Genomic DNA, 24,976 nt, shown 5'->3' on the forward strand with positions numbered 1-24,976 from the left:
TGCCCCGAAGCAGCGCCGGGGACCGAGTCCATTCCAGCCACAAACTTTTTGTTCCCTAGTGAGGGCGTGATCCTTGTGTTCGAAATCCCCGCAGTCTCCTGGGCCCTCACGGCCGTGCTGTCCGCCGCCGGCGCCTACCACCTCTACCTCGCCGCCCGGGCCCGCCAGGCCACGGACCGCATCAACGAAGCCCTGCACGCCCTCATGCATGCCGCCATGGCCGCGATGATCTGGAACCTCGCCCCGGCCGCGCTCCTGGCCCAGATCGGCGTCCTCGCCGCCGCCGCGCTCTGGTTCACGCTCCAGGCCATCGCCCGCCCCGAATACAAACTCCTCTGCACCGGCACCCAGGGCCGGATCACCTGCGCCTACCACGCCGCGACCATGGCCGCCGCCGCCCTCATGCTCACCATGATGAACACCCCCACCAGCCAGACCGCCACCGGCACAGGAATCGGAACCACGGGCATGCCTCAGATGAACATGGGAGGCATGGACATGGGCTCCATGCCCATGAACCACCACACCACCACACCAGCAGCGGCAACAAGCACAGCCAACCCGCTCACCGCGCTCTTCGCCCATCAAAGCGCCCCCGCCCTGATCCTGGCCATCCTCTTCGGCACCGCAGCAATCACCTTCACCACCCTGCTCCTCCGCCGCCAACCCACTACCGGCCACGGCACACACCACAACAAACACAACAACCGCACCAAACACGCCCTCGAAGCCACCGGCGCCGCCACCATGGCCCTCATGTTCGCCATCGCCACCATGACCAGCTGAACAAAACCTGAGGACCCCAACGCTGCCCGCACGGACAGAGCGAGGCTGGCCGAGCTTTTCACACAGGGTCATTTCGTTGAGGAAGAACGCATCCAGACATTGACACGTAGGAGCCCGGTTGTTAAAAGTACGCAGCCAGCCCGCCTGCATGGCGGGCTGGCTGCGTCGCGGTTTGGGACGAAATGTAGCGGATCTGGAGTTCGGAATCAGAGAGCGCTGCGAAGCGCACGGGGCGAGCACACGAAGAACAGGGGCTGTTCTTCGTGTGCGAAAGGCACAACGATCCATCGACCACCGTAAAACTCGACATACGAGTCGGCGCCGCACTTTGCGAAGGCTTCTTCACGTGTCATGGCCGTTTTCTTTCTCACTCGGCATTTGCATCATCAGGGCCCCAACCCTTGCGTCACTTCGCCTCGAAGCCCGACGCTTTGATTCCGGCTGCCTGCATTCTTTTCACTTTCAAAAGTACGTCCGTCCGTACGCCAAATCGAGTCCATTATACAAAATTCCTTGAGAAATTGCGTGGGCTATTTTCCCAATTGAGTTAACATGCCGGAAACCTGCCTGAAATGTTTCTGAAATATTTTTCCAGCCTCGGTCCTGGCTCCCGCCGCTCCCTGAACCGATACCTAGACCAACTGTTCCCGTTTGGTTTCCGGAGCCCAAACTACCGTTACGAGTAGTCCGAGCAAGAGGACGCCTGCAAGCCAGAACATCGATACTGGAATCCCCCAAGCGTCCAGGCTCAAGGGAAGGAAGAAGGTTCCGATTGCGGAGGCGATCCGGCTGATCGCATTGACCAGGCCTACCCCTGAGGCACGGACTTCCGTGGGGAACAATTCAGGCGGGTAGACCTGCGTGATGTTGGAGGCTCCGGACATCACGAAGGTGTAGATGGCGAACGGCACCATGATGAACAGGGCCGGCAGGTCTGCCATGGCGCCAAGCGCTGCGAGGGATACTGCGAGGATGAGGAAGGTCCAGATGGTAAATGCCCGCCGCGGCAGCTTTTGGACGAACCATAGGCCCACCACACCGCCTGCCAGCAGGAAGAGGTTGATGACCAGATTCTGCAGGTCGGCATCGTCAATCTTCAACTGGCCCAGGATCGTCGGCACAAACGTGTAAATGGCGAAGTACGGCAAGACCTGCGCGCTGTAGAACAAGGAGCCGAAGGCGGTCCTCCGCCACATTTTCTTGCTGAAGAGTTCGCGGTAGCTCCCCGAGCCGGAACTGACCTCGAACTCCTCCGGATTGAGCTCCACTTTCAGGTGCTTGCGGACGATTTCCCGTGCTTCATCAACACGGCCCTTGCTGATCAGCCAGCCCGGCGATTCCGGAGTTCCGATCCGCACGATCAAGACGACGACGGCCGGGATGAATCCACTGGCCAGCAACCATTTCCATGCCTCGGGGTCACTATTGGCGTAGGTGCTCAGGATATTGGCGATGACATAGCCCACAGTCCACAGGACGGTGAGGGACGCGAGCATCAGCCCGCGATGGCGCCTCGGCGCAAATTCGGATAGTAGGGTCGGCCCCACGGCATAGTCGGCGCCGAGCCCGAATCCAATGAGGAGTCGAAGCACGAAGAGGATTTCAACGTTGGGTGACCAGAACTGCGCGAGGGAGGCGGCGGCAATGAGCGCGAAGTTCAGAACGTAGACGCGCTGCCTGCCAATGATGTCGCCAACACGGCCCAGGCAGAGGCTGCCGAAGAAGAGTCCGATCAGGGCGGAACTGGCAAGCATGCCCTGCCAAAAACCGTCCAGGTGCATCTGGGTCGAAATCGCAGGCAGGACTCCGCTGATGATGCCCAGAGCATAGCCGTCGGAGAAGTTCGCCCCAAAAGTCATAGCTGTGACTTTGAGGTGGAATCGGTTGAGGGGGACTTCGTCGAGATTCGGATATAGCTTGTTTGTCCTGGTAGTCGACATGGTTAGTCCTCCGATCCCGTCAACAAGTTGATGTGCTGTATGGCGCGTTCAAGGTCTCCGCCGAGCGATCGGTCCTTTGGATCTTCGATTGCCAGCAACAGCCGGGCTCGTTCGAACTGATCTCCCAAGGGCGTCCCCGGTATTGGTGGCCTGCCTTGGAGGAGCACAGCGCGCGTGGCGGCCAACAGTTCACAAGCGAGGACTACCGTCGCGGCCTCGAAGGATGCTTCCAGCTGTTCGACGGCCTGCGTGGAGAAGCTCGCATGGTCCTCGGTTCCGCGCGAAATGACCACCGATCCCAGCGTTGCCGGTTGGGCGGATGAACGGAGCCTCGCCAGTGCCGCCGCGGCGTTGTATTCAAGGAGCATGGTCCCGCTGCTGCCGGGCTCGCCGGCTGCGAGGAAGGTATCAAGGCCTGTCATCTCCGGGTTGGAAAGATCATTCAGCCGGGCCAACGAGAGGTGGGCCACACTGGACAGGGCAAGTTTCGTGTGGTCCAAGGCCAACGCCAGTTCGACGGTATGGAAGTTCGCATTATGGAACACATCCCGGCCCTCAACGCTGACGAGCGGATTTTCGGCAGCAGCATTCAATTCTGTGTCCAATATCCCGGTCAACAGCTCCAGCGCGTGTTTTAGTGCGCCCGCTACCTGCGGCATCGCGCGGAAACCGTAGGAGTCCTGGACCCGTTGCCCGTCCCAAGCGTGCCCTGACAACAAAGCGCGCATGTCCCGGGCAACGGCAACCTGTCCCGCGTGTGGACGAGCCCTGCCGACCTCCGGCGAATATGCTTCGAGGGACCCGCGCACGGCGAGCAGGGACGTCGCTGCGATGGCCTCGTAGGCTGTCAACCATTCATTCAGCCGCTCTGCGACCAAGCATGCCCGCGCGATCGTCATGGCATTGGTCGAAATGAAGGGTAGCGCGTCTCCTTCATGCGGCCACCAGGTGGACTCGGCGTGTCCATTGTCCAGTTCGGCTTCCCCCATGAGTCCCACGGCTATTTCTCCAAAGGCGCTCAAGTCGCCAGTACCGATCGAGCCATAGGAATGAACAACGGGAAGGTTTCCTGTGTTGAGGACTTCTGCGAGTGCCTGTGTTATGTCCGGGTGCATGCCGGCGCCGCCCCTCAGTAACTGGTTCAGCCTCACGAGGATCCCTGCGCGGACCTCGGTTGCCGAAAGCCGCGGGCCGGATCCGGTCGCATGGCTTCGAAGAAGGTTGACGTCCTTGTCCCCCCGGGGACCCTCGACACGGATGCTTCTATTCGCACCTACGCCCGTAGTGCGGCCGTATACAGGCCGTGTTTCGGCTGCGTTGTTGAGCGCAGCCCAGGATTGTGCGACGCGGCCGGCACCAACGCCATCGACCTGTATGTCGCCGCGGGTCCTCGCGAGCTCCACGAGTTGCTTGCAACTCAACTCCGGGCCGCCCAGCATGGTGGCACTCTTGGCGAGGCTCTGCTGACTAGTCATTTCACCAACCGTCCTTGGTTCGCTTCGAGCGTCGTTGCGTCGAAGCCTGTATTGATTGATCAGGTATTAGTAGGGATCGATCCGTCGGCGGACCCAAAGGATCGGACCACTGGCGCGCCACCCGCCGAAATGCGGTCGCCCGGCAGGGTTCGCACCCATCGGGCACCGAAAGTCAGCCGAACATCATGAGGAGAGGGCCGCCGTCGGGACGCCGGGTTCGTGGGACAGCCCGGAAGAAAGGCTCCCGGCGGTGGCTGCAAGCAATTCGCCGTACCGGGCAACCAGGACTTCATTGAGCCGGTAGCTGGGGATGACAAGGCTCAGTGCGGCCACCACGCGGCGACCGGACAAAACAGGCGCTGCGATAGCAGTCACATCTGCTTCGACGCCCTTTTCGACAACCACATAGGCTCCGGGCGCGACGCGTCCAACAAGCGCCTCGCCCGCAGCCGTGCCGGCCAGCGGGATGGTCCGCCCGACCCAACTTGTATGGCGCACGGAATGGGTGCCTTCGATAATGCTGATATAGATCGCGGTCTCGCGAAATCCAGGCACACTAAGGTAGGTGGATTCGCCCGTGTCACTGACGAGCGCTTCCATATCGGCTTTGCAGTAATCGATCAGCGATTCCTCGCTTAGCGCCGCGGCACCGAGCTGCATGATCCGGCGTCCCGGGCTGTAGAGGCCTTCCTCCGTCTTTTGGACGAAGCCCTTTGCCTCCAGCGTGCGAAGCAATCGCAAAGCCGTGCTCGCCGACAAGTCCGTGGCCCGGGCGCAATCGGCGAGCGTCATCCCCCTGGTGTCGCAAACAACCGCGAGCAGGTCGATTGCCCGGTCTACTGTGCGGGTGGATGTCTCGCCCATGCTGGTTCCTCTCGTCCTGACCGACTGATTGCTATCAAGTGTGTGTCAAGTATCACAGAGGCGTTCCATTAAGTAAAATATGGTTGCCATCTAGTGACAATGCTAGCCCTGCGGGAACGAAGGCACGGGCGACGTCGGGTGCGAACCAGGGGCGGCTCCAGCACTTAAATGCCGACGGCGGAGGACTCCGGCCATCGCCGGTCCCCCGCCGTAAAACTGCAGGAAGCGTTCGGTTCGGTGCCTCCCCGGCTCGCCGTTCGGCGTCGGGCTGGCGGCAGCCTACCCCTGGATCAGTACTGACCCTTGATCACAAAGTAGGATCCGCGGATCTCCCCTGCGAGCTTCGACTTTTGCCGGGCGAACTTGAAGCTTGACGCCAATTCCCCGGGAACCTCCATGCCTTGGGAAAGCTTGAATCCCACTGCGCGCTTCCCGCCGTCTTCGATGCCATACATCACGTTGATTGACAGACCGGATTCGTAGAAGAGGTACGCCATCCGGATCCCTTCGACCTCGAACGCGGTAGCCTCGAGCGGAGGGGAGGCTATGACGATGTCGCGCTCCTCGGACAGGATCCGTGTCACCCAATCGACCGTCTCCGGAGCCTCTTTCGCGGGTTCCACGGTAAAGACGTGGTCGTACTTGTTCTTGAAGTAACGCGCTTCATTGGCTCGCAACCCGGCCAGCGCCTCCGCAACTGGAGAAGACTCCAAGCCAATGGTGGACACGTTCGTGAAGTCAACGGCGTAACTCATGTACCCTCCTGGTCATTATTCTTCCGACGTCGTCGCAAGGTAGACGTTACGCTACGCCCCGAATGACGAGACCCAGGCACTCTGTTCCGGCGCCCGTCAACAGCGCTTGGAATCTGCACGGAATCCGTCCGCCGCCATTGTCAACGCCACCTTCGTCGCCAAGAATGAAGCATGCCGGTTTACGTGAGGTCCCTGGAAACTGCCGTACCGCCCACCGTCCTTGTCCAACCCGAGGCGCGCGACGTTTTCGCCTCTCAGCCAGGCCTGACCCGGCTCGGCTCACGGCTTGTCAGGACCTGCTTCGACTCTGCGGCCATCGACACACGCTTCACCGCCGTAGCCGAGCTGACCCTGGACAGCAAGGTCGAAAATCCCGCCTTCTTCGACCCCCATACCGGGCAGGTCTTGAGCCCCAGCACCAAAGTCCGCAACGAGATTTTCGCCGTTGAAGCCACCAAGTTGTTCATCGAAGCCGCAAAGGCTGCCATCGGCAAGTGCCCGGATATCGACCTGCTCGACATCACCCACGTCATCACCGTTTCCTGCACCGGGTTCTTCAACCCGGGTCCCGACTACAAAGTGGTCAGGGCGTTGGGCCTCAGCCCCGCAGTCCAGCGGTACCACCTCGGTTTCATGGGTTGCTACGCGGCGTTCCCGGCGCTGCGCGCGGCCCGGCAATTCTGCCAGGCCGATCCATCAGCAGTCGTCCTGGTGATTTGCGCGGAACTTTGCTCACTGCACGTACGCACCTCGAATGATCCGGACACCATCATGGGTTCGGCCATCTTCGCGGACGGCGCGGCGGCCGCCGTAGTCACGTCCCGTGAGCCGGAAGGACCGGACCCAGCGATCAGGCTGGACCATTTCGAGACCGTCCTGACCCCGGTGGGCGAAGAAGCCATGGCCTGGAACATCGGAGACGAAGGCTTCGAAATGGTGCTCGGAACATACGTACCTCACATCATTGAAGAGCACATCACCGGCGCACTGGAGCCGTTGCTCGCCCGGGCTCCCGCATTCGCCGGACGTCCGTACCAGGACATCACCCACTGGGCCATCCATCCCGGCGGCCGGAGCATCCTGGACAAAGTGGAGTCGAAACTCGGCCTCAGGGAAGAACAAATGCTCCCCGCCCGGGAGGTCCTACGGCATTTCGGAAACATGAGCAGTGCAACGGTGCTCTTCGTCTTGAAGCACATTCTCGAACAAACCCCGGTGGAACGCGAAGAACCCATTTGCTCCATGGCATTCGGCCCGGGACTCACAGTGGAGACGGGGCTCTTCACCAGGATCTCCCCTTCCTTGTGATGGTCGGGTTTCCCGGGTTCGGCGGCTTCCTCCGGGAGCGCGACGCGCTCGCCGTCGAGGACATGGACCGCCCGGACTGCGAGCCCGGGCGCCTCAACCGGAGCTACGCGCGGTTCCACCTTGTCAACGCGGTGGTTTCAGGCTGGAAGGGCACGTACGCGTCGCACATCAGGCCGCTGCTCACGACGTCGGAATCCGCCACCGTGCTCGACATCGGGTGCGGTGGCGGTGACATCGCACGAAACCTGGCTCGCCGAGCCGCCAAGGATGGATTCCGCCTGGAGATCACGGCAATCGATCCCGATGAGCGCGCCTTCCAGTTCGCAAGCTCGGCACCTCCGGTCGAGGGAGTAACGTTCCGCCAGGCGCTCAGTTCTCAGCTCGTCTCGGAAGGGCTGCGCTTCGATATCGTCATCTCCAACCACGTCCTGCACCATTTGACCCCCCAGCAACTCGACGCACTCCTTGGTGATACCGAACAACTGTGCGGACGCCTGGCCTTACACAACGACCTCAAGCGCAGCCGCATTGCGTACGCGCTGTTCTGGGCCGCGTTCTGGCCGCTCGGGTTCGGTTCGTACATCCACAGCGACGGGCTAACCTCCATCAAGCGCAGCTACACCACGGCGGAACTCCAAGCCGCCGCTCCCCCGTCCTGGACAGTGGAACGCTCCGGTTCGTGGCACAACATCCTGGTCTACCGCGTCCGTGAGGCCCCCGATGTTTGACGTGGTAGTGGTTGGAGCCGGTCCCGTCGGCCTGTACATGGCGGCCCTCCTGCTGAGCGAAGGCCACCGGGTAGCGGTCCTCGAACGACATACCTCACCGGCCCGCCAAACAAGGGCGATCGGCATCCATCCGCCGGCCTTGGCGGCACTCGACTCCGTCGGCGTCGCCGCCCCCTTGGTTTCCTCGGGAGTCCGCATTACGCGCGGGGCCGCTTACAGCGGAGGCCGCAAGGTGGCGGACATGGATTTTGCCCGCCCGGCTTCCGAATACCCGTTCATCCTTTCCGTGCCGCAGTACCTCACCATCCAAGCCCTCGAGTCGAGGGTCGCCGAGCTTGGCCCGCTGGCACTCCACCGCGGCGTGCACGTTGAGGAAGTAGCCGACGACGGCGGCACGTTGCGTTTGCGGGGCCGGTTCCGGGACGCTCCAGTGGAGTTTCGGAGCCGCTTCGTCGTCGCCGCCGACGGAGTGCATTCAGCGTTGCGCGGAGGACTCGGACTCGAACCACGTTTGCGGACCTATCCCGACTACTACGTCATGGGAGATTACCGCGATGAGTCCAGGTTCGGCGACATCGCTGTCCTCTTCCTCGAACCCGGAGGGATCGTGGAATCCTTCCCGCTGCCGGGCGGCATCAGGCGCTGGGTAGTCCGCCTTGGCACGTCCTGCCCGGAACCAACCCCCGCCAAGCTTGCTGCCCTGATCCGGAATCGGACGGCCCACGCGGTCGATTCATCGAGCAACACCATGATCAGTGCATTTGGTGTCACCTCGCGCCTGGTTTCCCGCATGGTCCACGGCCGGATCGCTTTGATCGGGGACGCAGCCCACGAAATCAGCCCGATCGGCGGCCAGGGAATGAACTTGGGCTGGTTGGACGCTGCCGCCCTCGCTCCGCTTGTCAGCACCGCCCTGCGAACCTCCGCAAACCGGCCCGTCCCCGCCGAACTTGCGCAATTCGAACGGTCCCGGCAAAGAGCTGCGAAGAAGGCGATCTGGCAGGCCAGCGTGAACATGGCGTTGGGCAGGCCTTTGCACCCTAAAGTGCTCAATGCGCGGAACGCGATGATCGGCCGCGCCATCACCTTGCCGGTCTTCTCGGAATTGGTGGCCAAACGATTCACCATGCATTAGCCGCGGGAAACGCAGCGGCCGCCTCATCAGGACCCGGGCCGCATTGAACGGCTGCAGTACAAAGCGAACTATGCTCAAGCCATGGAGTTCGCGACCCGCCCCTTGCCCGTCGGCCCGGAGACGCCTTTCACGGCGTCGCAAATCCGCGACGTCATACAGCAGATCCTGGCAACAGAAGGCCTCCCCGCCATCGTGCAGGTCGGCCATCCAGTAATTCGGCAGCACGCAGCACGTTTCGATGGCCAGATCGACGACACGGAACTCGTCCAGCTCATCGAGAGGATGCGGGACGTCATGCATGCCGCTCCGGGCGTCGGCCTGGCTGCCCCGCAATTGGGAATTCCGCTGCAGCTGGCCGTTTTGGAAGACCGCTTCGACGTCGATCCGATCGCCTCCGAAGCCCGCCAGCGCACGCCGCTCGGCTTTTTCCCGATCCTGAATCCCACGTACGAACCCACCAGCCCATCGACGGCGTCGTTCTATGAAGGCTGCCTGTCCATGCGTGGATTCCAGGCCGTTGTGACACGCCACAGGGATGTCCGCCTGAGCTACCAGCGTCCCGACGGAAGCACAGCTGCCGAGGAGTTCACCGGGTGGCAAGCCAGGATAGTCCAACACGAGACCGACCACTTGCACGGCGGCATTTACTTGGACCGGGCCGAGCTGCGCTCGCTGTCAAACGACGGCGAATACAGGACGAATTGGGCATATCCGGGAATCGAGGAAGCGCGCCACGGACTCGGCTTCCTCGACTCCTGACGGAACCCGGCCCGGCCGGCAGTTCCGCCTAAACCCCGTCCTCGGGGGCCGGATTGGCCGCAGACGGCAGATGCTTGGCCCACCAGGAAAGAACGTGCTCGAACCTTTGCTTCCGGTGGTGCGGCGTCCCCGAACGTGACAACTCGTGGTCCTCGCCGGGAAAGAGGACCAACGCCGTTTCGACGCCTTGCGCTTTGAGCGCGGCGAAATAGCGCTGCCCCTGTTCGACAGGGCAGCGAAGGTCGTTTTCGCTGTGGATCACCAAGGTTGGCGTCCGGACGTTCCCCACGTTGGCCATGGGACTCTGGGCAATCATTTGCTCCGCCGAGCCGCCCGTGTATTGGCCACCGAAGAACCAGCCAATGTCCGAGGACCCGGTGAAGCTCACGGGATCGAGGAATCCCCGCTCCACAATGGCAGCCCTAAACCGGTGCTCGTGCGCGATGACCCAAGCAGTCAAGTAGCCACCGTAAGAGCCTCCCATAATGCCCACGGCGTCCCGGTCCATGACAGGAAAGGCTTCCAACGCACGGTCAAGGAATGTCAGCACATCCGCCATGTCCACGGTGCCCATCTTTTCCTTGATGGCTCCCCCGTGTGCCTGTCCATACCCGGCGGATCCGCGTGGGTTGCACATCACGACGGCGTAGCCCGCCTCGGCGTAAACCTGGGCTTCATCGAAGAAAGCTCCGGTGTACTGTGCGAACGGACCGCCGTGGATGCTGAGGAGGACCGGGTGCGGACCGTGGCCTTCGGGAAGGACCACCCAACCGTGCACGGGGTATCCGTCGGCCCCGGCGGCGGTGAGTTCCTTCGGCTCAAATATTGCTGATTCGTCGCGAAGCTCCTTGCCGAAGCCAGTGAGCAAACGCAGTCCTTCGGGTTCCAGGACCCCGAGTTCTCCCGGACTTAGCGCATCGCCCACGGTGACAGCCATCGCGTCCCCTCCGCCTGACGCGCCCAAAACCACCCGTGACCTGTCGACGAGGACCTCGGTACCGCCGTCGGCCGTCCACTTGATCAGTTCAACGCCGCCGCGCTTGGTGTTGAACGCAAGAACCCCGTCAGGCCCGGAACGCTCAAGGCGACCGGCGGAGAAATCCTGGTTCTCGACATCACTGAGCAACTTGGCCTGGCCGCCCCGGGCCGGCATCACGTAGAGTCCGGTGTTCCTCGCAACAAAATCCAGGCCGTCGTCGCCGAGGTCCTGCGCGGTAAAGAACAGATGTTCGCCGTCGTCGGATTCGCAAACGTCGTGGACTGATTGAGCCGACGAGCCCGGCCGTACCGCGACCGGCTCGCCGCCAGTCGCCGGGACGCGATACATCCCGGAGGCGATATCGGCGTCGTGCCCTTCATGGAGGGCCGCGATGAAGTACACGCTCGCACCGTCCCGGCTAAAGGACGGAACAGCGTGGTCCGAACTGCCGAATGTCAGCTGCGCGGCCACCGGCAGCAAGCCCGGCGCATCGGAACCGGCGTCCTTCGCAGCCCGGCCCACCGGTGCCACTGGCGGCTCGGACCCCGGATCGGGAATCTCGACCACGAACAGCTGCGCGGGCTTGTCCGCCGTGTACCCGAGTCCGTTGAGCCTGTACTGGTTGTCCGTCACGAGCCGCGCGTCTTCGCTTCCAGCGCCGACGCCGTCGGTGGTCCCGTAACGGCCGTCGTCCGGAACGCGGGCCGAAAAGACAATGCGAAGCGAATCGGGGGCCCACGAAAACTCCGAGACCCCCAGCTTTTGGTCCGTCACCGCCTGCGGCTCACCGCCGTCCGCTTCCACGATATGCAACTGGGGCTTGCCGTCCGGGAGCGAACGAAGGAACGCCAATACCTTGCCGTCCGGCGAAAACCGCGGGGAGGTGTCCCGGAAGCCGCGGGTGATCCGTCTGGGCGGAACCGCGGGGTCGAAGTCGACGCTCCAAAGTTGGCCTACGTACGAGTCCGCGGCGAAGTCGGGGCGGGTAACGGAGACAACTGCGCGCGTGCCGGAGGGGTGGGCGGCTGGCGCGGAGACAGATTTCAGGAGGGGTAGCTGATCGGCTTTCACGTTCGTGAGCCTAGCTGCCGACCTTCCACGGCGGCGGGCGCCACTCCGCCCACCGTAGGATTGTCCATATGCTTTCCGACGCCGTCACTTGCCTGCGATGCCCCGTCTGCCAAGGCTCGTTCGACGTAGTCGGTACGGCTCATCTTTCGCTGAAATGCACCTCCGGCCACAGCTTCGATGCCGCCAAGCAAGGCTATTTCAACTTCCTGACGGGAAAGGGAACGGTATTCGAAGCCGACACGGCCGAGATGGTCGCCGCGCGGAGCGACTTCCTGGGCGCCGGCCACTACAAGCCCTTGGCCGACGCCCTCGCGAAGCTATCCGCACCGGCATTGGAGCATCCAGGCGCAACCATCCTGGATTCGGGCACGGGTACCGGCCATTACCTGCGCGCAGTGCTGGACCTCGCCCCTGCTGCGGCAATTGGCATCGACATTTCGAAATTCGCCCTTCGCAGGGCAGCCCGACTGAACCCCGAGGCAATCAACCTCGTCTGGGACATCTGGCGTCCGCTCCCCCTCGCCGGGCATTCGGTGGACGTCGTCACCGTGGTTTTCGCCCCGCGCCATCCCGCGGAATTTGCCCGCGTGCTCCGTCCCGCCGGTCGCGTGATCGTGGTGACCCCGCGGCCGGGCCACCTTGCCGAGATCGCAGGGCGGACGGGAATGCTGGCAATCGAGTCCGGGAAGGACGAACGCTTGAGTGAGTCAATGCGGGAGTTCTTCGTGCAGGAGGAATCCCACGGCCTCGACATCGAGTTGATGCTCGGTGCGCGCGACGTCGCCGATGCCGCCTTCATGGGCCCGGCCGGACACCACCTGGACCGTTCAACATTGCTCGCCTCAATGGACGGGGAGGGGCCCGTCCAAGCCACCGCGAAGTTCACTGTCACCGCCTTCCGGGGGCGCGGACAAGGCGCCTAACGGGAAGCGCCGCGCCGGGCTAGGATGGAGAAACAGGCACCTGTGATCTTGCCGATGCAGTCCGGATCGGACCGGCTGGCGCTGCAGGTCCGGAACAGGGGGAACGATGTTCGAATGGCTTGGCAGCAACTGGTGGGCCTTATGGCTCACGGTCTTCCTGGCGTTCGCCGTAATTGAGATGCTGACGCTGGGCCTCTTCTTCATCATGCTTGGCGGCGGCGCTTTGGCTGCCGTTGTCGCCGACCTCGCGGGCGCGGACCTGTGGCTGCAGGTGGTGGTTTTCTGCATCGTATCCCTGCTCATGATCGCTTTTGTCCGTCCCATCGCGTTGAGGCACCTCCGCAAAGGGCCGGCCGAACAGCGCACCAACGTGGATCGCCTGATCGGCCAGCCGGCACTGGTGATGGAACCGGTCAGCGCCACGGCCGGCCTCGTCAAGATCGGTGGAGACGTATGGAGCGCCCGCAGCGCGGGCGTCGTCATCGCCGCGGGCGAGACAGTCCAGGTCGCCAAGATTGAAGGTGCGACGGCGGTAGTCACCTCACTTGCCGAAAACAGCCCGCGCTGAGTCCCGCGCGATAGCTTTCCGAACCGTGCGAATACCGCGAACAGGCGGTTTCGCTCCAAAGACAACATCACATGATTAGTTGGGGAATGAAGGAGATGTATGGATAGCTTGGGAGGATCCGCAGCAGCGATCGTGCTGCTCGTTCTCGTCATATTCGTGGTTATTGTATTGGTCCGCTCGATCAGGATCATCCCGCAAGCACGCGCCGGCGTCGTGGAGCGCCTGGGCAAGTACCAGCGCACGCTCAATCCCGGACTGACCATCCTGATCCCCTTTGTCGACCGGCTGCTGCCGCTCTTGGATCTTCGCGAGCAGGTTGTTTCCTTCCCGCCGCAACCGGTGATCACCGAAGACAACCTGGTGGTGTCCATCGACACCGTGGTCTACTTCCAGGTCACGGATCCGCGCGCAGCGACGTACGAGATCGCCAACTACATCCAGGCCGTCGAGCAGTTGACCACCACTACCCTTCGTAACGTGGTGGGTGGCCTCAACCTGGAAGAAGCACTCACCTCGCGCGACCAAATCAACGGGCAACTCCGCGGCGTCTTGGACGAAGCCACCGGACGCTGGGGCATACGCGTTTCCCGGGTGGAGCTCAAGGCAATCGACCCGCCCCACTCGATCCAGGACTCGATGGAAAAGCAGATGCGGGCCGAACGTGACCGGCGCGCTGCAATCTTGACCGCCGAAGGCACCAAACAGTCCCAGATCCTCACCGCGGAAGGCCAGCGACAGGCTGCCATCCTTGCCGCCGAAGGTGACGCGAAAGCCGCCATCCTCCGGGCCGACGGTGAAGCGCAGGCCATCCAGAAGGTGTTCGACGCCATCCATAAGGGGAATCCAGACCAGAAGCTCCTGGCCTACCAATACCTGCAGACCCTGCCGAAGATCGCGGAGGGAACGTCCAACAAGCTGTGGATCATCCCGAGCGAAGTTGGTGAAGCCCTCAAGGGAATCGGAGGTGCGTTGGGCGGTGTCGAGGGCGGAACGGGAGTTGCGGACCTGTTCGGTGGCGCTGGCAAGTCCTCGGCTGGGCTGACAGAATCACCTGCCGCTGTTCCGGTGACCTCGGGAGCATCAGCAACCGCGACGTCGACTTCGAGGCACGCTGAATCGCCTCCCGCTCAAGCCAGCCAGCAGGGCGAATAGCAAGGATGTCAGGAAGGGATCGGCTGCGGCCGATCCCTTCCTTTGTCCACTAACAAACCCCGCACACGCCTCCTTTTTGTCCTCTTACCTTGCCTCCGCGTATAATGGTGTATTTGTCCGGCCGGTTCAGTCCGGGCGGAACATTTACGCTTGGTCAGGCGTTTCATCTATTGATGCAACGTGTGCATACAGTAGCCCGGGCGGCGTCCAGACGACGTCCGGCTAGCGTGGAGCCTGGCTCCGCGGACAGATAGAGGGAGTAATCATGAGCGATCGCAGCCTGCGGGGCATGCGTCTTGGCGCCCAGAGCATGGAAACCGAATCCGGTGTGGAGCCGGCACCTCGTCAGCGGGTTGAATACCGTTGCGCCGACGGGGAGCAGGTCTTCGTGACATTCTCTTCCGAAGCCGAAATTCCCCCTGTCTGGGTTTCGAAAACCGGCAAGGAAGCGCTTTTGGTTGACGGTGAACGCCCGGTGGACAACAGCGAGAAAGCCGTGCGCACGCACTGGGACATGCTCCTCGAGCGCCGCAGCCTCCCCGAGCTGGAGCAGATCCTCGAAGACCGCTTGAACATCCTGCGTGAACGCCGCGGAGAGCGCCGCTCGGCCTAATCGCGAATTCGACGCATAAAACAAAGACAAGGTCCGCACCCGATCAGGGTGCGGACCTTGTCTTTTATCAAATCCAGTGCTGTGGGCTTTCCGAGGACGCCCTACTTCGAGACCGCGGACTTCTTCTTCCCGGTCAGCTTTTCCCAGCGCGCGGCCAGGCCCCATTTGGTGACGTTGATCATGGCCTCAACGACGATGTTGCCGCTCATTTTGGAAGCGCCGAGTTCGCGCTCCACGAACGTAATGGGACGTTCCACGATCGTCAATCCGAGCTTGGCGACGCGCCACGCCAGATCCACCTGGAAGCCGTATCCCACGGACTCCACGGCATCGAGGTTCAGCGCTTCAAGCGTGCTCCGCCGGAAGGCCCGGTAACCGCCTGTGATGTCCTTGACCTTCATGCCAAGCATGATCCGCGAGTAGGTGCTTCCCGTCCGGGAAATCGCCTGCCGGTACAGGGGCCAGTTCACCGTGCCGCCACCGGGAACCCAGCGCGAACCCATCGCGAGATCGGCGCCGTCGGTGATTGCTTCGAGCAACAGCGGCAACTGCTCGGGCTGGTGCGAACCATCTGCATCCATCTCCACGAGGACGTCATAGCCGGCCGCCATGCCCCACTTGAACCCGGCGATGTACGCGGCCCCGAGGCCCTCCTTGCCCTTGCGGTGCAGGACATGGACCTGGCTATCCTCGGCTGCAATGCCGTCGGCGAGTTGTCCCGTGCCGTCAGGGCTGTTGTCGTCGACAACCAGGACATCCGAAGCGGGCACGGCCGCGCGCAGGCGTCCGAGCGTCTTGGGCAGCGATTCCAGCTCGTTGTACGTGGGGATGATCGTCAGGACACGCAAGAAGAGGCCTTTCCTTAAGGGAAGCGGTCGGTGAGCCGGAGAAGCAGCGAGGCTGGCATTCAGGCGCAACTCTCCATTATAGGGTGACTTTTTCGACCATCCCGCGCGCGTGTGGCGCCGGCCACAAGCGCACTCGGCGACTCGTGGCCGCGGGCAGGTCCACCGGCCCAGGTCCAGTGCCGATCCCCGTTCCATCCCGGGACCGAACCGTTTTCTGCTGCGCGGCGGACCTGCCCACTACGAGTGCCGCGGTTCGGGAAACCGCGGCCAGACAACCGGGTACTAGCTGTGGCAGCCTGTTGAGCCTAAATGCTACGGGCTTTACAACTCCTGTCAACCGTGCCCTGACCTGCGGATTCTCCCGAAATCGCAGGTCAAGCGGCCTTCAAGGCGAGCGGTTATTTTTGTCTATGACCGCAATGCACCGCTGGCGAAGAGCTCTCGGCCCTCCCGAACAGTCTGCAAGCACACGGGATCGCTCCCCCTGTCGAGCGCGGGCAAAAGGGGCGTCCGCGCACGCGGATCCGTGGACCAGGACTGCACCCTGTCATCGGCCACCTGGACCATGAGTTCTTCGACCTCCCACACGGCAAAACTCGCCGGTGCGCCCGGAACCAATTGCCCCAGGAGCGGGTTCTGCTGCCTGCTGGCCCGCCATCCTGCACGCGTGTGGCCGAGGAAAGCGGCACGTGCTGAAATGCGTTGCGCAGGGTTGCTGTGCTCCAAGCAGGCCCTGACGCTTGACCAAGGCCGCAGGGGGGTCACGGGGCTATCGCTTCCAAAGCACACCGGTACGCCCTCCGAATAGTAGGAAGCGAAGGGATTCATGGTGGTGCTCCGGGAGCCCAGCCGTTGCTCGTAGAGCTTGCCCGCTCCACCCCAGGCGGCGTCGAAGGCAGGCTGCGCGCTCACCGTGATCGAGTATTTGGCAAGCCGGGCGCGATCCTCGGCGTCCGCCATCTCAACGTGCTCGAGGCGATGCCCGGCGGCACGAACGCGTTGCTCACCCACTTCCGCGGCGGCCTGGTCCAAGGCGTCCAATGCAGCCTTCAGTCCGGCGTCGCCAATCACATGGAAGCCGGCTTGGATGCCGAGCGTCGAACAAGCCGCAATATGGCGCGCTGCTTCATCCGCTGACAAGTACAGCCCGCCGCGCTCACCAGGCGCATCCGCGTAGTCCTCGCTGAGAGCCGCCGTCCTGGATCCGATGGAGCCGTCGATGTTCAGGTCCCCGGCCAGGCCGAGGACGGGAACTCCCAGGCGTCCGAGGATCTCCGCTGCGTGCTCGGCCGATGAAGCCAGCTCGCCCCAGTACGGCAAGACCTCAGGCAGTGCCTCCGGCCCCGAATTCCATGTTGCCGAGAGCCGTAGGTCATCGATGCTGCACAGGTGTGGGGCCGCCATTTCGGCCAGAGCGACATAACCATTCGCCGCTGCCTCACGGAGGGCGAGTTCCTGATAGCGTCGACGCTCGCCTTGGGGCATCTGCCGGGCCGCCAGGCGCGACGCGTTGTGGGCGGCCCGCAGGACCCTCGCTCCGCCGTCGTACCCGTCCATCCCCACGATGCCCGCCGCGGTCGCGAGCGACGACGACACCAGGCCGGAATGGGCGTCGACGCGCGCGAGGTACACCTTGCGGCCACCTGCGGCGCGTTCGAGTTCATCCTGCGTGGGCAGGGTCGCATCGTCCCACAGTGATTCGTCCCAACCGTTCCCGAGCACCGTTCCTTCGGCGCCAACGGCTGCGGCGGCGCGGGCGACGGCGTCAAGCAGCTCACGGGCGGAACGCACCTCGGCCAGTTGCAAAGAATCAGCCGCAATCCCCGTCTCGCTGAGGTGCACATGGGAATCGACGAATCCGGGGGCGAGCAATGCGCCGCGGAGGTCGATGATGTCCATCGAGGAATCGGCGATCGAGCTCGCGGCCTGCTCCGAACCAACCCATGCGACCGTGTCGCCGTCCACCAGCATGGCGGTCGCGAACGGATCCGCTGCGGTATAGACGGAGCCGTTTCGGTACATCGTGACCTTGCGCTGAGGCATGTCGGCGGGAAGGCCTGGAAGGGTCATGGAATTACTCCTAGGTGGAAGCTGGAATGGATCAGGCGACGTTGGAATAGGCCACGACGCCGCGCCGGACGAGGTCGATCGCCTCACGGCAGATTTTGGCCAGGCGCCGTTCGAGCCCGGGAATCTTGGCCATCTGGTCCAGCAAATCAATCACTTGCTTCGCCCAGCGCACAAAATCGCCCGCTGCGAGGTCGGTTCCGCTCAGGACCTCCTGGAGGTGGCGGCCCTTGGCCCATTTGAAGATCGGCCACACCAACCCGAGCTCGGGCTCCGCCGTGAGGGGAAGGCGGTTTTTGTCTTCGATGTCTTCCAGGACGGACCACTCCTGGACCACAATGTCCACCGCGGTCTCGAGTGAAACAGACGGCATCTTTGGACGCAGGCCGCGGTCGTCCCGCTTGGCTTGGTAAACCATCGTGCTCGCTAGCGCGGCAAGCTCCGCGGCGTCGAGGTCCTTGATGGCTCCTTGCCGAATGGCTTGGGAAATCAGGAGGTCCTTCTCGCCGTAGATGCGCCGAAGGCGCTGGCCGTCCGCACTGATGGTGACGTTGCCGCCGTCGGACGCCTGGATGTAACCGTAGCCGGCGAGGACGTCGCATACGCGGTCGAAGGTCTTCGCGATCGTATTGGTGCGTCCTTGGATCTGCCGTGCGAGGCCATCGGTTTCATGCCGGAGTTTCCACCAGCGTTCGGCCCACCGGGCATGGTCTTCGCGTTCGCTGCAACCATGGCAGGGGTGGGCACGCAAGGCCCTCCGCAGGTCGGCGATCCTCTTTTCCTGATCCGGCAGATATTGGGCACGGCCGAAGTCCTCGTTCCGGCTGGACCCGCGCGCGGGCGGGCGGCCCTCGCGCACGGCATTCCGCATGGCTGAGGCGAGGTCCCGGCGGGACTTTGGCAGCTTGGCGTTGAATGACTTCGGGATGCGCACCCATGACACCGGAGCGACCGGTCCTTCGACCTCATACACGCCGATCCTGTGCATCTGGTTGTCTTCGGAGAGCACCGCCGGGCGCGGTTCACGCGAGTTTGAATCGCCATTGAGTACGACGGCGTAACCCGGCGTCCGTCCGCCGCTGACCTTGACGATGTCCCCCGGCATGAGCCGTGCGAGCGAGTCGACGGTGAGGGATTTGCGCGCCCGGGATGTGCTCCTGGAAGCCATTTGCTCGGCATCGCTGAGATCGCGGCGGAGCTTGGCGTATTCAGTGAAGTCGCCGAGGTGGCACTTCATGGATTCCGCGTATCCCGCCAACGATTCCTCGCGACTGCGGACTTGCCGGGCCAAGCCCACCACGGAACGGTCAGCCTGGAACTGGGCGAACGAGGATTCCAGGATCTGGCGCGCCCGCGTCCGGCCGAATTGGGCTATCAGGTTGATGCTCATGTTGTACGTGGGCCGGAAGCTTGAATTCAGCGGATAGGTCCGCCTGGACGCCAGGCCGGCTACGGCGGTCGGATCGGTTCCCGGTTGCCACAAGACCACGGCATGGCCTTCGACGTCGATTCCACGCCTGCCCGCGCGGCCCGTCAGCTGGGTGTACTCCCCCGCAGTGATGTTCACGTGGGCCTCGCCGTTGAACTTGTCGAGCTTCTCCAAGACAACGCACCGAGCCGGCATGTTGACCCCAAGCGCGAGGGTCTCCGTGGCGAACACGGCCTTCACCAAGCCATCGGCGAAGAGGTTCTCGACCACTTCCTTGAAGGTAGGCAAGAGACCGGCGTGGTGGGCGGCGAGGCCTCGAAGGAGGCCGTCGCGCCAACTCCAGAAGCCCAGCACGTCGAGGTCGTCTGCCGGAATCTCGCGGCTTGCCTCGTCCACCCTCGAGGCGATGATCCGCTGTTCACGCTCGGTGGTGAGCCATAGGCCCGCAGCGGCACACTGCGCCACCGCGCCGTCGCAACCAGCGCGGGAAAAGATGAAGGTGATTGCGGGGAGGAGTCCTTGCCGGTCCAGGCTGGCGATGATCTGGGGACGGCTGGCCTTCCGCACGGGACTGCGCTGTTCCCCGGAACCGGAATTGCGCTGCCGGTCCTGCCCGCGGCGGTTGCGGCCGCCGTGTCCGTACCGGGCCCGGGAGTTCATTTGGCTCTCCGCCCTGGCCATGGACAACAATTCGGGGTTGACCTCGAATTCCTTCTGGCGAGAACTCCGGTCCTTCCCGGCGGACACCACCGGCACGCTTGAACCAGGCTCCGGGGCGCCGGGCGCGATCTCGTCAAAGCTCGTGTCCCCGGCAAAGAGGTCCACGATTTCACGGCCGACCATGACGTGCTGCCACAAGGGAACTGGGCGGTGCTCTGAAACGATGACGTCAGTGTGCCCGCGCACGGTGTCCAGCCAGGCACCAAACTCCTCGGCGTTCGAGACAGTAGCGCTGAGGGAAACCACTTGGACCTCGCTGGGCAAGTGGATGATGACTTCTTCCCACACAGCACCACGGAACCGGTCCGCGAGGTAGTGCACCTCGTCCATCACCACGTAGCCGAGGTCGCCGAGTGTATCCGAGTCAGCGTAGAGCATGTTCCGCAGGACTTCGGTGGTCATCACCACCACGGGCGCTTCACCGTTGATCGTTGTATCCCCGGTCAGCAACCCTACGTTCGAAGCACCGTACTTCGCGGACAGCTCGGAGAACTTCTGGTTGCTCAACGCCTTGATCGGCGTGGTGTAGAAAGCCTTCAAGCCCCGTTCGAGCGCAAGGTAGATGGCGAACTCGCCGACGATCGTCTTCCCGGCACCTGTAGGTGCCGCGACCAGCACTCCCTTGCCTTCCTGGAGGGAGCGGCAGGCCTCACGCTGGAAATCGTCAAGCTCGAACTCCAGGGACCGGACGAAAGTGCCGAGGTACGTTTTGGCTTCGGCACTCCGCTCCGCTGCGGCTTGGAACGCTTCTGAGGGCGAGAGTGCCCCGGAATTGGAAGACATGCTTCAAGCCTAGTGGCCGGGAGGCTACAGGTTCTCCAGATCCGAGGCAGGAGTGGCGACGTCTGCCGTGGCCTCCGTCTCAGCAGAGACCTTTGCCTGGCGGCGCACACGGCGCTTGTCGTTGACGAGGCAGACTCCAATGGCAGCAAAGAAGAGCACCAGCATGGGTACAGCCAGATAGAACATGCTCATCGCATCAGCACCGGGTGCGGCCATGGCCGCAAACAGGCATACGAGGAAGACGGTGATTCGCCAGCTCTTGAGCAGCCGCGCGCCTTTGACGATGCCGGCCATATTCAGACCGACCAAGATGACCGGAATCAGGAAGGCAACACCAAACGCCAATAGCAACCGGATGACAAAGGCAAGGTACACATCCGCGCTGATGAAGTTCGAGCCGCCCTGCGGAGTGAACTCGGTCAGGACCCGGACAGCATTCGGAAGGACGAGCCAAGCCAGTAAGACGCCACCGATGAAAAGGGGCACGGCAGCGGCAACGAAAGACAAGGCAAGCCGGCGTTCGTTCTTATGGAGTCCGGGCACGATGAATGCCCACAATTGGTAGATCCACACCGGGCTGGCGATGATGACGCCGAGGAACACCGAGACCTGGATCATCAGGTCGAAGGAACTCGCGACCCCGTCGAAGTTCAGTGCAGCTTGCCTGCCATGCTGCTCGTTGAGGTCCTTGATGGGCTTTACCAACGCTGCAAGAAGCGGCTGGTAGACGATAAAGCCGACAATGGTCCCGAGGATGACGGCGATCGCAGCTTTGAAGAGCCTGTTCTTCAATTCCTTCAGGTGATCGAGCAGCGCCATCCTTCCTTCAGGATTGGCTTTTCGATTATTCACTTGCACCACGTGTTCGCATGCACCACTTGTCAGAGACGAGTGCCAGGCGGAACGTCAGTCTCGCCGGCGTTCCTGGTCTTTTGGTCCGGGTGACCGACTACCTTGCCCTCGACCGGGTCGGTATCTCCGCTCGCGTCCGTTGATCCGTCCTTCTTCATCTCGCGAACCTCGGACCGGAAAATGCGCATCGACTGGCCGAGGCTCCGCGCCATGGAAGGCAGCTTAGGCGCCGCGAAGAGCACCAGGGCCAATACGACGATAACGACGATATGCCAGCCTTCAAGCCTCATGTTGGGAAGTCCTTTCGTTGGAATACATCCTACGTCTAACTGAATTCAATGTCGTGCAGGGACTGGGGTTGGCCCCGTTCTGCTTTGCGCTTGACGCGCCTTTGGCGACGAACTTCCCGGCGGGAGGCCTTGGCCGTCACGTAATCATGACGCATCTGCTCCGGTGAGGCAAAAACGGCCGCACCGAACACCTTGGACGACGGAACGCCGTCGTCCTCTACCGACAGGGAGGGATGCAGGGGGCGCCCCAGCTCCTCCCCCGCGGCACTGAACTCATGAAGCATCGCCATGAACTTCCGGAACAACCGGATGCCCATGAAAACGTAGCAAAGCAACGTCACAGCAATCAGGGCGACCCACAAAAGGATCCAAGTCCACCAAGGCATTTGTGTAGTCTATCCAGCCTTCATCCCGTACTGGCCAAGCGCCGCTTCCAACCACGCAAGCGAAGCATGGGTCAGTTCCTGCGGCGAGAGGATCCGCACGGCACCGCCATGCTGGGCGACGAACATGGGCAGCCAGTCCGCGTTGCCGAACCTGACCTCGGCGAGCAACCCGCCGTCGGGAAGCGCTGCCGTACGTTCGGCGTAGTAGTCATCCGCCAGGCCGGCGCCTTGGCGGGTCAGTTGCAGGACCACGACGACGTCGTCGTCGTTCGGCGTGTAGAGCTTCGCCGGGGTGTTCGCTTGGGCTTCCGCGCTCGTGGAAACCCGTTGTCCGTTGGGCGCGATTTTCTCGATCCGGTCCAAGCGGAAATTGCGGAGGCCGGCTTTGCTGTGGCAATACGCTTCGAAGTACCACGTGCTGTCCAGCGAGTAGAGGCGCAGGGGGTCGACGTCCCGTTCGGAGACGGAGTCGCGTTGCTGCGACAAGTAGCTCAAGTGCAGCTGGCTCCCCTCATGGAGTGCCGTGGTGATGACGTCAAAAGCTGAGGCGTCAGCCGGAGCCACCGGCGGCACGGCCACGGCGGCCGCTAATCGTCCCGCTTCGCCGGCCGCGCCCGTGAGCTTCAACGTCACGGATTCCAGGGCCCCGCTTTGCTCGTCCTCAGACAAGCCGCCCTGGGCGGGCAGGCCATTCAGCGTAGCGAGGCCGGTCAGCAACGCGCACGCTTCGTCCACGCTGAAGCGAATGGGCCGGTTGAGTTCGAGGTGCTCCCGGATGTAAACGTGCTCGTTTTCCCAATCAATATCGAACAAATCGTCCGGGTAGCCCTCGGGCCGTCCCGAGCAGATCAGGATTTTCAGGTCCTCGATGAGCTCTTTGCGGCTGATCCCGAAGCGGTCCGCCACTTCCTGGATGGGCAGGCCCTGGTTATGGACCAGGAATGGGACCAATTGCAGCATGCGGCTGAGCTGGTCCTCGGACGTGCGCTTGCGCGCCCGGGGCGCGGGACCGGCGTCGGGAAAAAGGATTTCGACGCCGGGAGCCGCCGCGAATGCGGCCGCCCCTTCAAGGCGGCGTACGACGGCGTCCCGCAACTCGGGAGGGCCGACGACCCGGACGTGGGGACCGTAGGAAGCGAGTTCCTCGGCGAGCGACTCGGTGTCCCGGAACAGCACCGGGAGTCCCTCCCTGCCCGGTCCGGAGGCAAGACCGGTAGTGTCTACTGCGCGCTTCCGCAGCCCAAGCAGCCGACCTTCGGCAACTTCGAGGGAAGCCTCCTGCAAGGGAAGCTCGTTGAGGCTGTCCAGCTCGGCCCGGGTATCGAACCCGGAGGGGATCTCGCAATGGTCCCGCGCCTCGACGTGGACGTCAGTGGTCATGCGGGATAAACGGAAGAAGCGTTTCGCTTTCCGCTCCCGGTCGAAACCGACGAGGTACCACTGGCCGAAACGGCTCCCGAGCCCCCAAGGCTCCACGATTCGGCGTTCTTCCCGGCCGGTACTGGCGGCCCGGTAACCGAAACTGACGGGATGCTTGCCGTTCATTGCCCCAATGATGTCGTCGAACGCCTGGCCAGCCGGCTTGATGCGAGGCTGGACGCCGGCAGGAAGTTCGACGTCGGCCAGGCCCCCGGATGCCTGCAACTTACGCAGCGCGCTGGCGGCGGCGGAGCCGAGGGCGGCACGTTCCCACAACTGTGCCGCGAGGAGGAGGACCGTTCCCTCAGCGGGAGTCAGGTGCACGTCCGGAAGGGTGTTGGATTCCTTGCCGATGCGGTAACGCGTGGACGCGGGATCGTCGGAGCCGAGGCCTTGCTCGAGGATCGTCTCGATCTCGAAGCCGAACTGCTTCAAGTCCGCCTTGTCCCGCTCAAACATGCGGCCGAAAGCGGCGTCGCCGTCTCCGGCCGAATGGTAGACCTTCTCCCTCAGGACGGCCCGGGATAGCCCGTATTTGGTGTCGAGCAGCGCAATGAGCAGGTTCAGGAGTCGTTCGGTACGGGAAGCGGACACGATGGCAACGTTACTAAACTCCGCGGTTAAAGGCAGAAAGCACGTCTGCAGGCGGATTTCTCCGGCTGTGGACGTGCTTTCCAGCGGTGCGGAATCTAGCGGACTGCGACGAGGTCCACGACGAAGATCAAGGCCTCGTTGGGCTTGATGGAGGCACCGGCACCACGGGTGCCGTAAGCGAGCTCGGAAGGGATTTCCAGTCGGCGGCGGCCGCCCACCTTCATGCCGAGCAGCCCTTGGTCCCAACCCTGGATGACCTGGCCGACGCCGACGCGGAAGTCCAGCGGAGCGCCGCGGCCCCAGGAGGCGTCGAATTCTTCGCCGGTGGACCATGCAACGCCCACGTAGTGCGTGGAAACGGTGTCGCCAGCCTGGGCTTCCTGCCCGTCACCGACGATGATGTCCTTGATGACGAGCTCAGTGGGAACGTCACCCTCGGGGAAGTCGATCTCCGGCTTCGTGCGGTCATAGTCACGCTGACCAAATGACATGGATACTCCTCAAATAGTTTGAAACGCGTTGGCGATGCTCA

At 63.0% G+C, this 24,976-nt stretch carries 23 protein-coding genes; 9 read left to right on the forward strand and 14 right to left on the reverse strand.

The window, feature by feature from the left end; translation table 11 throughout:
• A partial coding sequence (locus tag E1809_RS19295) for a DUF5134 domain-containing protein (RefSeq protein WP_133205861.1) occupies positions 1–786 on the forward strand: 786 nt, incomplete at its 5' end.
• 206 nt (positions 787–992) lie between these two features.
• Here the strand turns inward: E1809_RS19295 and E1809_RS26815 are convergent.
• The 5 genes from E1809_RS26815 to E1809_RS19315 all read right to left on the reverse strand — a co-directional run bounded on the left by E1809_RS26815 (position 993) and on the right by E1809_RS19315 (position 5,820).
• Positions 993–1,139: a hypothetical protein gene (locus E1809_RS26815; RefSeq protein ID WP_165962399.1), complete on the reverse strand. Its 147-nt coding sequence runs from the start codon at positions 1,137–1,139 to the stop codon at positions 993–995.
• A gap of 279 nt (positions 1,140–1,418) precedes the next feature.
• Positions 1,419–2,645 carry an MFS transporter gene (locus E1809_RS19300; protein ID WP_205754260.1) on the reverse strand — a complete coding sequence of 409 codons (1,227 nt, stop codon included), beginning with the start codon at positions 2,643–2,645 and terminating at the stop codon, positions 1,419–1,421.
• Positions 2,646–2,728: 83 nt separating this feature from the next.
• Positions 2,729–4,201: an aromatic amino acid ammonia-lyase gene (locus E1809_RS19305; RefSeq protein WP_133205863.1), complete on the reverse strand. Its 1,473-nt coding sequence runs from the start codon at positions 4,199–4,201 to the stop codon at positions 2,729–2,731.
• Positions 4,202–4,384: 183 nt separating this feature from the next.
• Positions 4,385–5,065 carry an IclR family transcriptional regulator gene (locus E1809_RS19310; protein ID WP_133205864.1) on the reverse strand — a complete coding sequence of 227 codons (681 nt, stop codon included), beginning with the start codon at positions 5,063–5,065 and terminating at the stop codon, positions 4,385–4,387.
• Positions 5,066–5,355: 290 nt separating this feature from the next.
• Positions 5,356–5,820: a phage tail protein gene (locus tag E1809_RS19315; RefSeq protein WP_133205865.1), complete on the reverse strand. Its 465-nt coding sequence runs from the start codon at positions 5,818–5,820 to the stop codon at positions 5,356–5,358.
• A 171-nt stretch (positions 5,821–5,991) separates the two neighbouring features.
• On the opposite strand from E1809_RS19315, the gene E1809_RS19320 reads away from it, so the two are divergent.
• From E1809_RS19320 to E1809_RS19335, 4 genes are all read left to right on the forward strand, one after another.
• A complete protein-coding gene (locus E1809_RS19320; protein WP_133205866.1) occupies positions 5,992–7,128 on the forward strand; it encodes a type III polyketide synthase in 1,137 nt (378 codons plus the stop codon).
• Positions 7,128–7,856 (forward strand): class I SAM-dependent methyltransferase, encoded by a 729-nt coding sequence (locus E1809_RS19325; RefSeq protein ID WP_133205939.1) that lies wholly within the window; start codon positions 7,128–7,130, stop codon positions 7,854–7,856. Before E1809_RS19320 ends, E1809_RS19325 begins: the two co-directional genes overlap by 1 nt.
• Positions 7,849–8,991 carry an FAD-dependent oxidoreductase gene (locus E1809_RS19330; RefSeq protein ID WP_133205867.1) on the forward strand — a complete coding sequence of 381 codons (1,143 nt, stop codon included), beginning with the start codon at positions 7,849–7,851 and terminating at the stop codon, positions 8,989–8,991. Before E1809_RS19325 ends, E1809_RS19330 begins: the two co-directional genes overlap by 8 nt.
• 81 nt (positions 8,992–9,072) lie before the next feature.
• Entirely contained in the window at positions 9,073–9,750 is a 678-nt protein-coding gene (locus E1809_RS19335) for a peptide deformylase (protein ID WP_133205868.1), read from the forward strand.
• A 28-nt stretch (positions 9,751–9,778) separates the two neighbouring features.
• Here the strand turns inward: E1809_RS19335 and E1809_RS19340 are convergent, their stop codons facing one another.
• The gene (locus E1809_RS19340) at positions 9,779–11,800 is read right to left on the reverse strand and encodes a S9 family peptidase (protein ID WP_133205869.1); all 2,022 of its coding nucleotides are present in this window, start codon (positions 11,798–11,800) and stop codon (positions 9,779–9,781) included.
• A gap of 68 nt (positions 11,801–11,868) precedes the next feature.
• Between E1809_RS19340 and E1809_RS19345 the strand changes: the two genes are divergently transcribed.
• The 4 genes from E1809_RS19345 to E1809_RS19360 all read left to right on the forward strand — a co-directional run bounded on the left by E1809_RS19345 (position 11,869) and on the right by E1809_RS19360 (position 15,056).
• Positions 11,869–12,723, forward strand: a complete 855-nt coding sequence (locus E1809_RS19345; RefSeq protein WP_133205870.1) for a methyltransferase domain-containing protein — start codon at positions 11,869–11,871, stop codon at positions 12,721–12,723.
• A 106-nt stretch (positions 12,724–12,829) separates the two neighbouring features.
• On the forward strand, positions 12,830–13,291 hold the full coding sequence (locus E1809_RS19350) for an NfeD family protein (RefSeq protein ID WP_133205871.1): 462 nt from the start codon (positions 12,830–12,832) through the stop codon (positions 13,289–13,291).
• A gap of 99 nt (positions 13,292–13,390) precedes the next feature.
• On the forward strand, positions 13,391–14,443 hold the full coding sequence (locus tag E1809_RS19355) for an SPFH domain-containing protein (protein ID WP_235835690.1): 1,053 nt from the start codon (positions 13,391–13,393) through the stop codon (positions 14,441–14,443).
• A gap of 265 nt (positions 14,444–14,708) precedes the next feature.
• The gene (locus E1809_RS19360; RefSeq protein ID WP_133205872.1) at positions 14,709–15,056 is read left to right on the forward strand and encodes an RNA polymerase-binding protein RbpA; all 348 of its coding nucleotides are present in this window, start codon (positions 14,709–14,711) and stop codon (positions 15,054–15,056) included.
• A gap of 101 nt (positions 15,057–15,157) precedes the next feature.
• Here E1809_RS19360 and E1809_RS19365 read toward each other — a convergent pair whose 3' ends face one another.
• The 8 genes from E1809_RS19365 to E1809_RS19400 form a co-directional block, all read right to left on the reverse strand.
• Positions 15,158–15,904, reverse strand: a complete 747-nt coding sequence (locus tag E1809_RS19365; RefSeq protein ID WP_133205873.1) for a polyprenol monophosphomannose synthase — start codon at positions 15,902–15,904, stop codon at positions 15,158–15,160.
• Positions 15,905–16,312: 408 nt separating this feature from the next.
• Positions 16,313–17,974 (reverse strand): amidohydrolase, encoded by a 1,662-nt coding sequence (locus E1809_RS19370; protein WP_133205874.1) that lies wholly within the window; start codon positions 17,972–17,974, stop codon positions 16,313–16,315.
• A 31-nt stretch (positions 17,975–18,005) separates the two neighbouring features.
• Complete coding sequence (locus tag E1809_RS19375) at positions 18,006–20,903, reverse strand: DEAD/DEAH box helicase (protein ID WP_133205875.1); 2,898 nt, start codon at positions 20,901–20,903, stop codon at positions 18,006–18,008.
• A 24-nt stretch (positions 20,904–20,927) separates the two neighbouring features.
• Positions 20,928–21,722: a twin-arginine translocase subunit TatC gene (gene tatC, locus E1809_RS19380; RefSeq protein WP_205754261.1), complete on the reverse strand. Its 795-nt coding sequence runs from the start codon at positions 21,720–21,722 to the stop codon at positions 20,928–20,930.
• A 62-nt stretch (positions 21,723–21,784) separates the two neighbouring features.
• The gene (gene tatA, locus E1809_RS19385) at positions 21,785–22,045 is read right to left on the reverse strand and encodes a Sec-independent protein translocase subunit TatA (protein WP_133205877.1); all 261 of its coding nucleotides are present in this window, start codon (positions 22,043–22,045) and stop codon (positions 21,785–21,787) included.
• A gap of 35 nt (positions 22,046–22,080) precedes the next feature.
• On the reverse strand, positions 22,081–22,431 hold the full coding sequence (locus E1809_RS19390) for a hypothetical protein (protein WP_133205878.1): 351 nt from the start codon (positions 22,429–22,431) through the stop codon (positions 22,081–22,083).
• A 9-nt stretch (positions 22,432–22,440) separates the two neighbouring features.
• Positions 22,441–24,444, reverse strand: a complete 2,004-nt coding sequence (locus E1809_RS19395; RefSeq protein WP_133205879.1) for a helix-turn-helix transcriptional regulator — start codon at positions 24,442–24,444, stop codon at positions 22,441–22,443.
• Between the two features lie 95 nt (positions 24,445–24,539).
• A complete protein-coding gene (locus E1809_RS19400; protein WP_133205880.1) occupies positions 24,540–24,935 on the reverse strand; it encodes an FKBP-type peptidyl-prolyl cis-trans isomerase in 396 nt (131 codons plus the stop codon).
• Between the last annotated feature and the right edge of the window lie 41 nt (positions 24,936–24,976).

Source organism: Arthrobacter terricola, from assembly GCF_004354015.1.
GTDB lineage: Bacteria > Actinomycetota > Actinomycetes > Actinomycetales > Micrococcaceae > Arthrobacter > Arthrobacter terricola.

Excerpts from the sequence above, each read along its gene's own strand:
- E1809_RS19390 (WP_133205878.1), bottom strand. The coding sequence starts at position 22,431 with ATGCCTTGGTGGACTTGGATCCTTTTGTGGGTCGCCCTGATTGCTGTG.
- E1809_RS19335 (WP_133205868.1), top strand. The coding sequence starts at position 9,073 with ATGGAGTTCGCGACCCGCCCCTTGCCCGTCGGCCCGGAGACGCCTTTC.
- E1809_RS19325 (WP_133205939.1), top strand. The coding sequence starts at position 7,128 with ATGGTCGGGTTTCCCGGGTTCGGCGGCTTCCTCCGGGAGCGCGACGCG.
- E1809_RS19305 (WP_133205863.1), bottom strand. The coding sequence starts at position 4,201 with ATGACTAGTCAGCAGAGCCTCGCCAAGAGTGCCACCATGCTGGGCGGC.
- tatA (WP_133205877.1), bottom strand. The coding sequence starts at position 22,045 with ATGAGGCTTGAAGGCTGGCATATCGTCGTTATCGTCGTATTGGCCCTG.
- E1809_RS19360 (WP_133205872.1), top strand. The coding sequence starts at position 14,709 with ATGAGCGATCGCAGCCTGCGGGGCATGCGTCTTGGCGCCCAGAGCATG.
- E1809_RS19370 (WP_133205874.1), bottom strand. The coding sequence starts at position 17,974 with ATGACCCTTCCAGGCCTTCCCGCCGACATGCCTCAGCGCAAGGTCACG.
- E1809_RS26815 (WP_165962399.1), bottom strand. The coding sequence starts at position 1,139 with ATGACACGTGAAGAAGCCTTCGCAAAGTGCGGCGCCGACTCGTATGTC.
- E1809_RS19320 (WP_133205866.1), top strand. The coding sequence starts at position 5,992 with ATGCCGGTTTACGTGAGGTCCCTGGAAACTGCCGTACCGCCCACCGTC.
- E1809_RS19330 (WP_133205867.1), top strand. The coding sequence starts at position 7,849 with ATGTTTGACGTGGTAGTGGTTGGAGCCGGTCCCGTCGGCCTGTACATG.
- E1809_RS19300 (WP_205754260.1), bottom strand. The coding sequence starts at position 2,645 with ATGACTTTTGGGGCGAACTTCTCCGACGGCTATGCTCTGGGCATCATC.
- E1809_RS19315 (WP_133205865.1), bottom strand. The coding sequence starts at position 5,820 with ATGAGTTACGCCGTTGACTTCACGAACGTGTCCACCATTGGCTTGGAG.
- tatC (WP_205754261.1), bottom strand. The coding sequence starts at position 21,722 with ATGGCGCTGCTCGATCACCTGAAGGAATTGAAGAACAGGCTCTTCAAA.
- E1809_RS19310 (WP_133205864.1), bottom strand. The coding sequence starts at position 5,065 with ATGGGCGAGACATCCACCCGCACAGTAGACCGGGCAATCGACCTGCTC.
- E1809_RS19355 (WP_235835690.1), top strand. The coding sequence starts at position 13,391 with ATGGATAGCTTGGGAGGATCCGCAGCAGCGATCGTGCTGCTCGTTCTC.
- E1809_RS19375 (WP_133205875.1), bottom strand. The coding sequence starts at position 20,903 with ATGTCTTCCAATTCCGGGGCACTCTCGCCCTCAGAAGCGTTCCAAGCC.
- E1809_RS19400 (WP_133205880.1), bottom strand. The coding sequence starts at position 24,935 with ATGTCATTTGGTCAGCGTGACTATGACCGCACGAAGCCGGAGATCGAC.
- E1809_RS19345 (WP_133205870.1), top strand. The coding sequence starts at position 11,869 with ATGCTTTCCGACGCCGTCACTTGCCTGCGATGCCCCGTCTGCCAAGGC.
- E1809_RS19350 (WP_133205871.1), top strand. The coding sequence starts at position 12,830 with ATGTTCGAATGGCTTGGCAGCAACTGGTGGGCCTTATGGCTCACGGTC.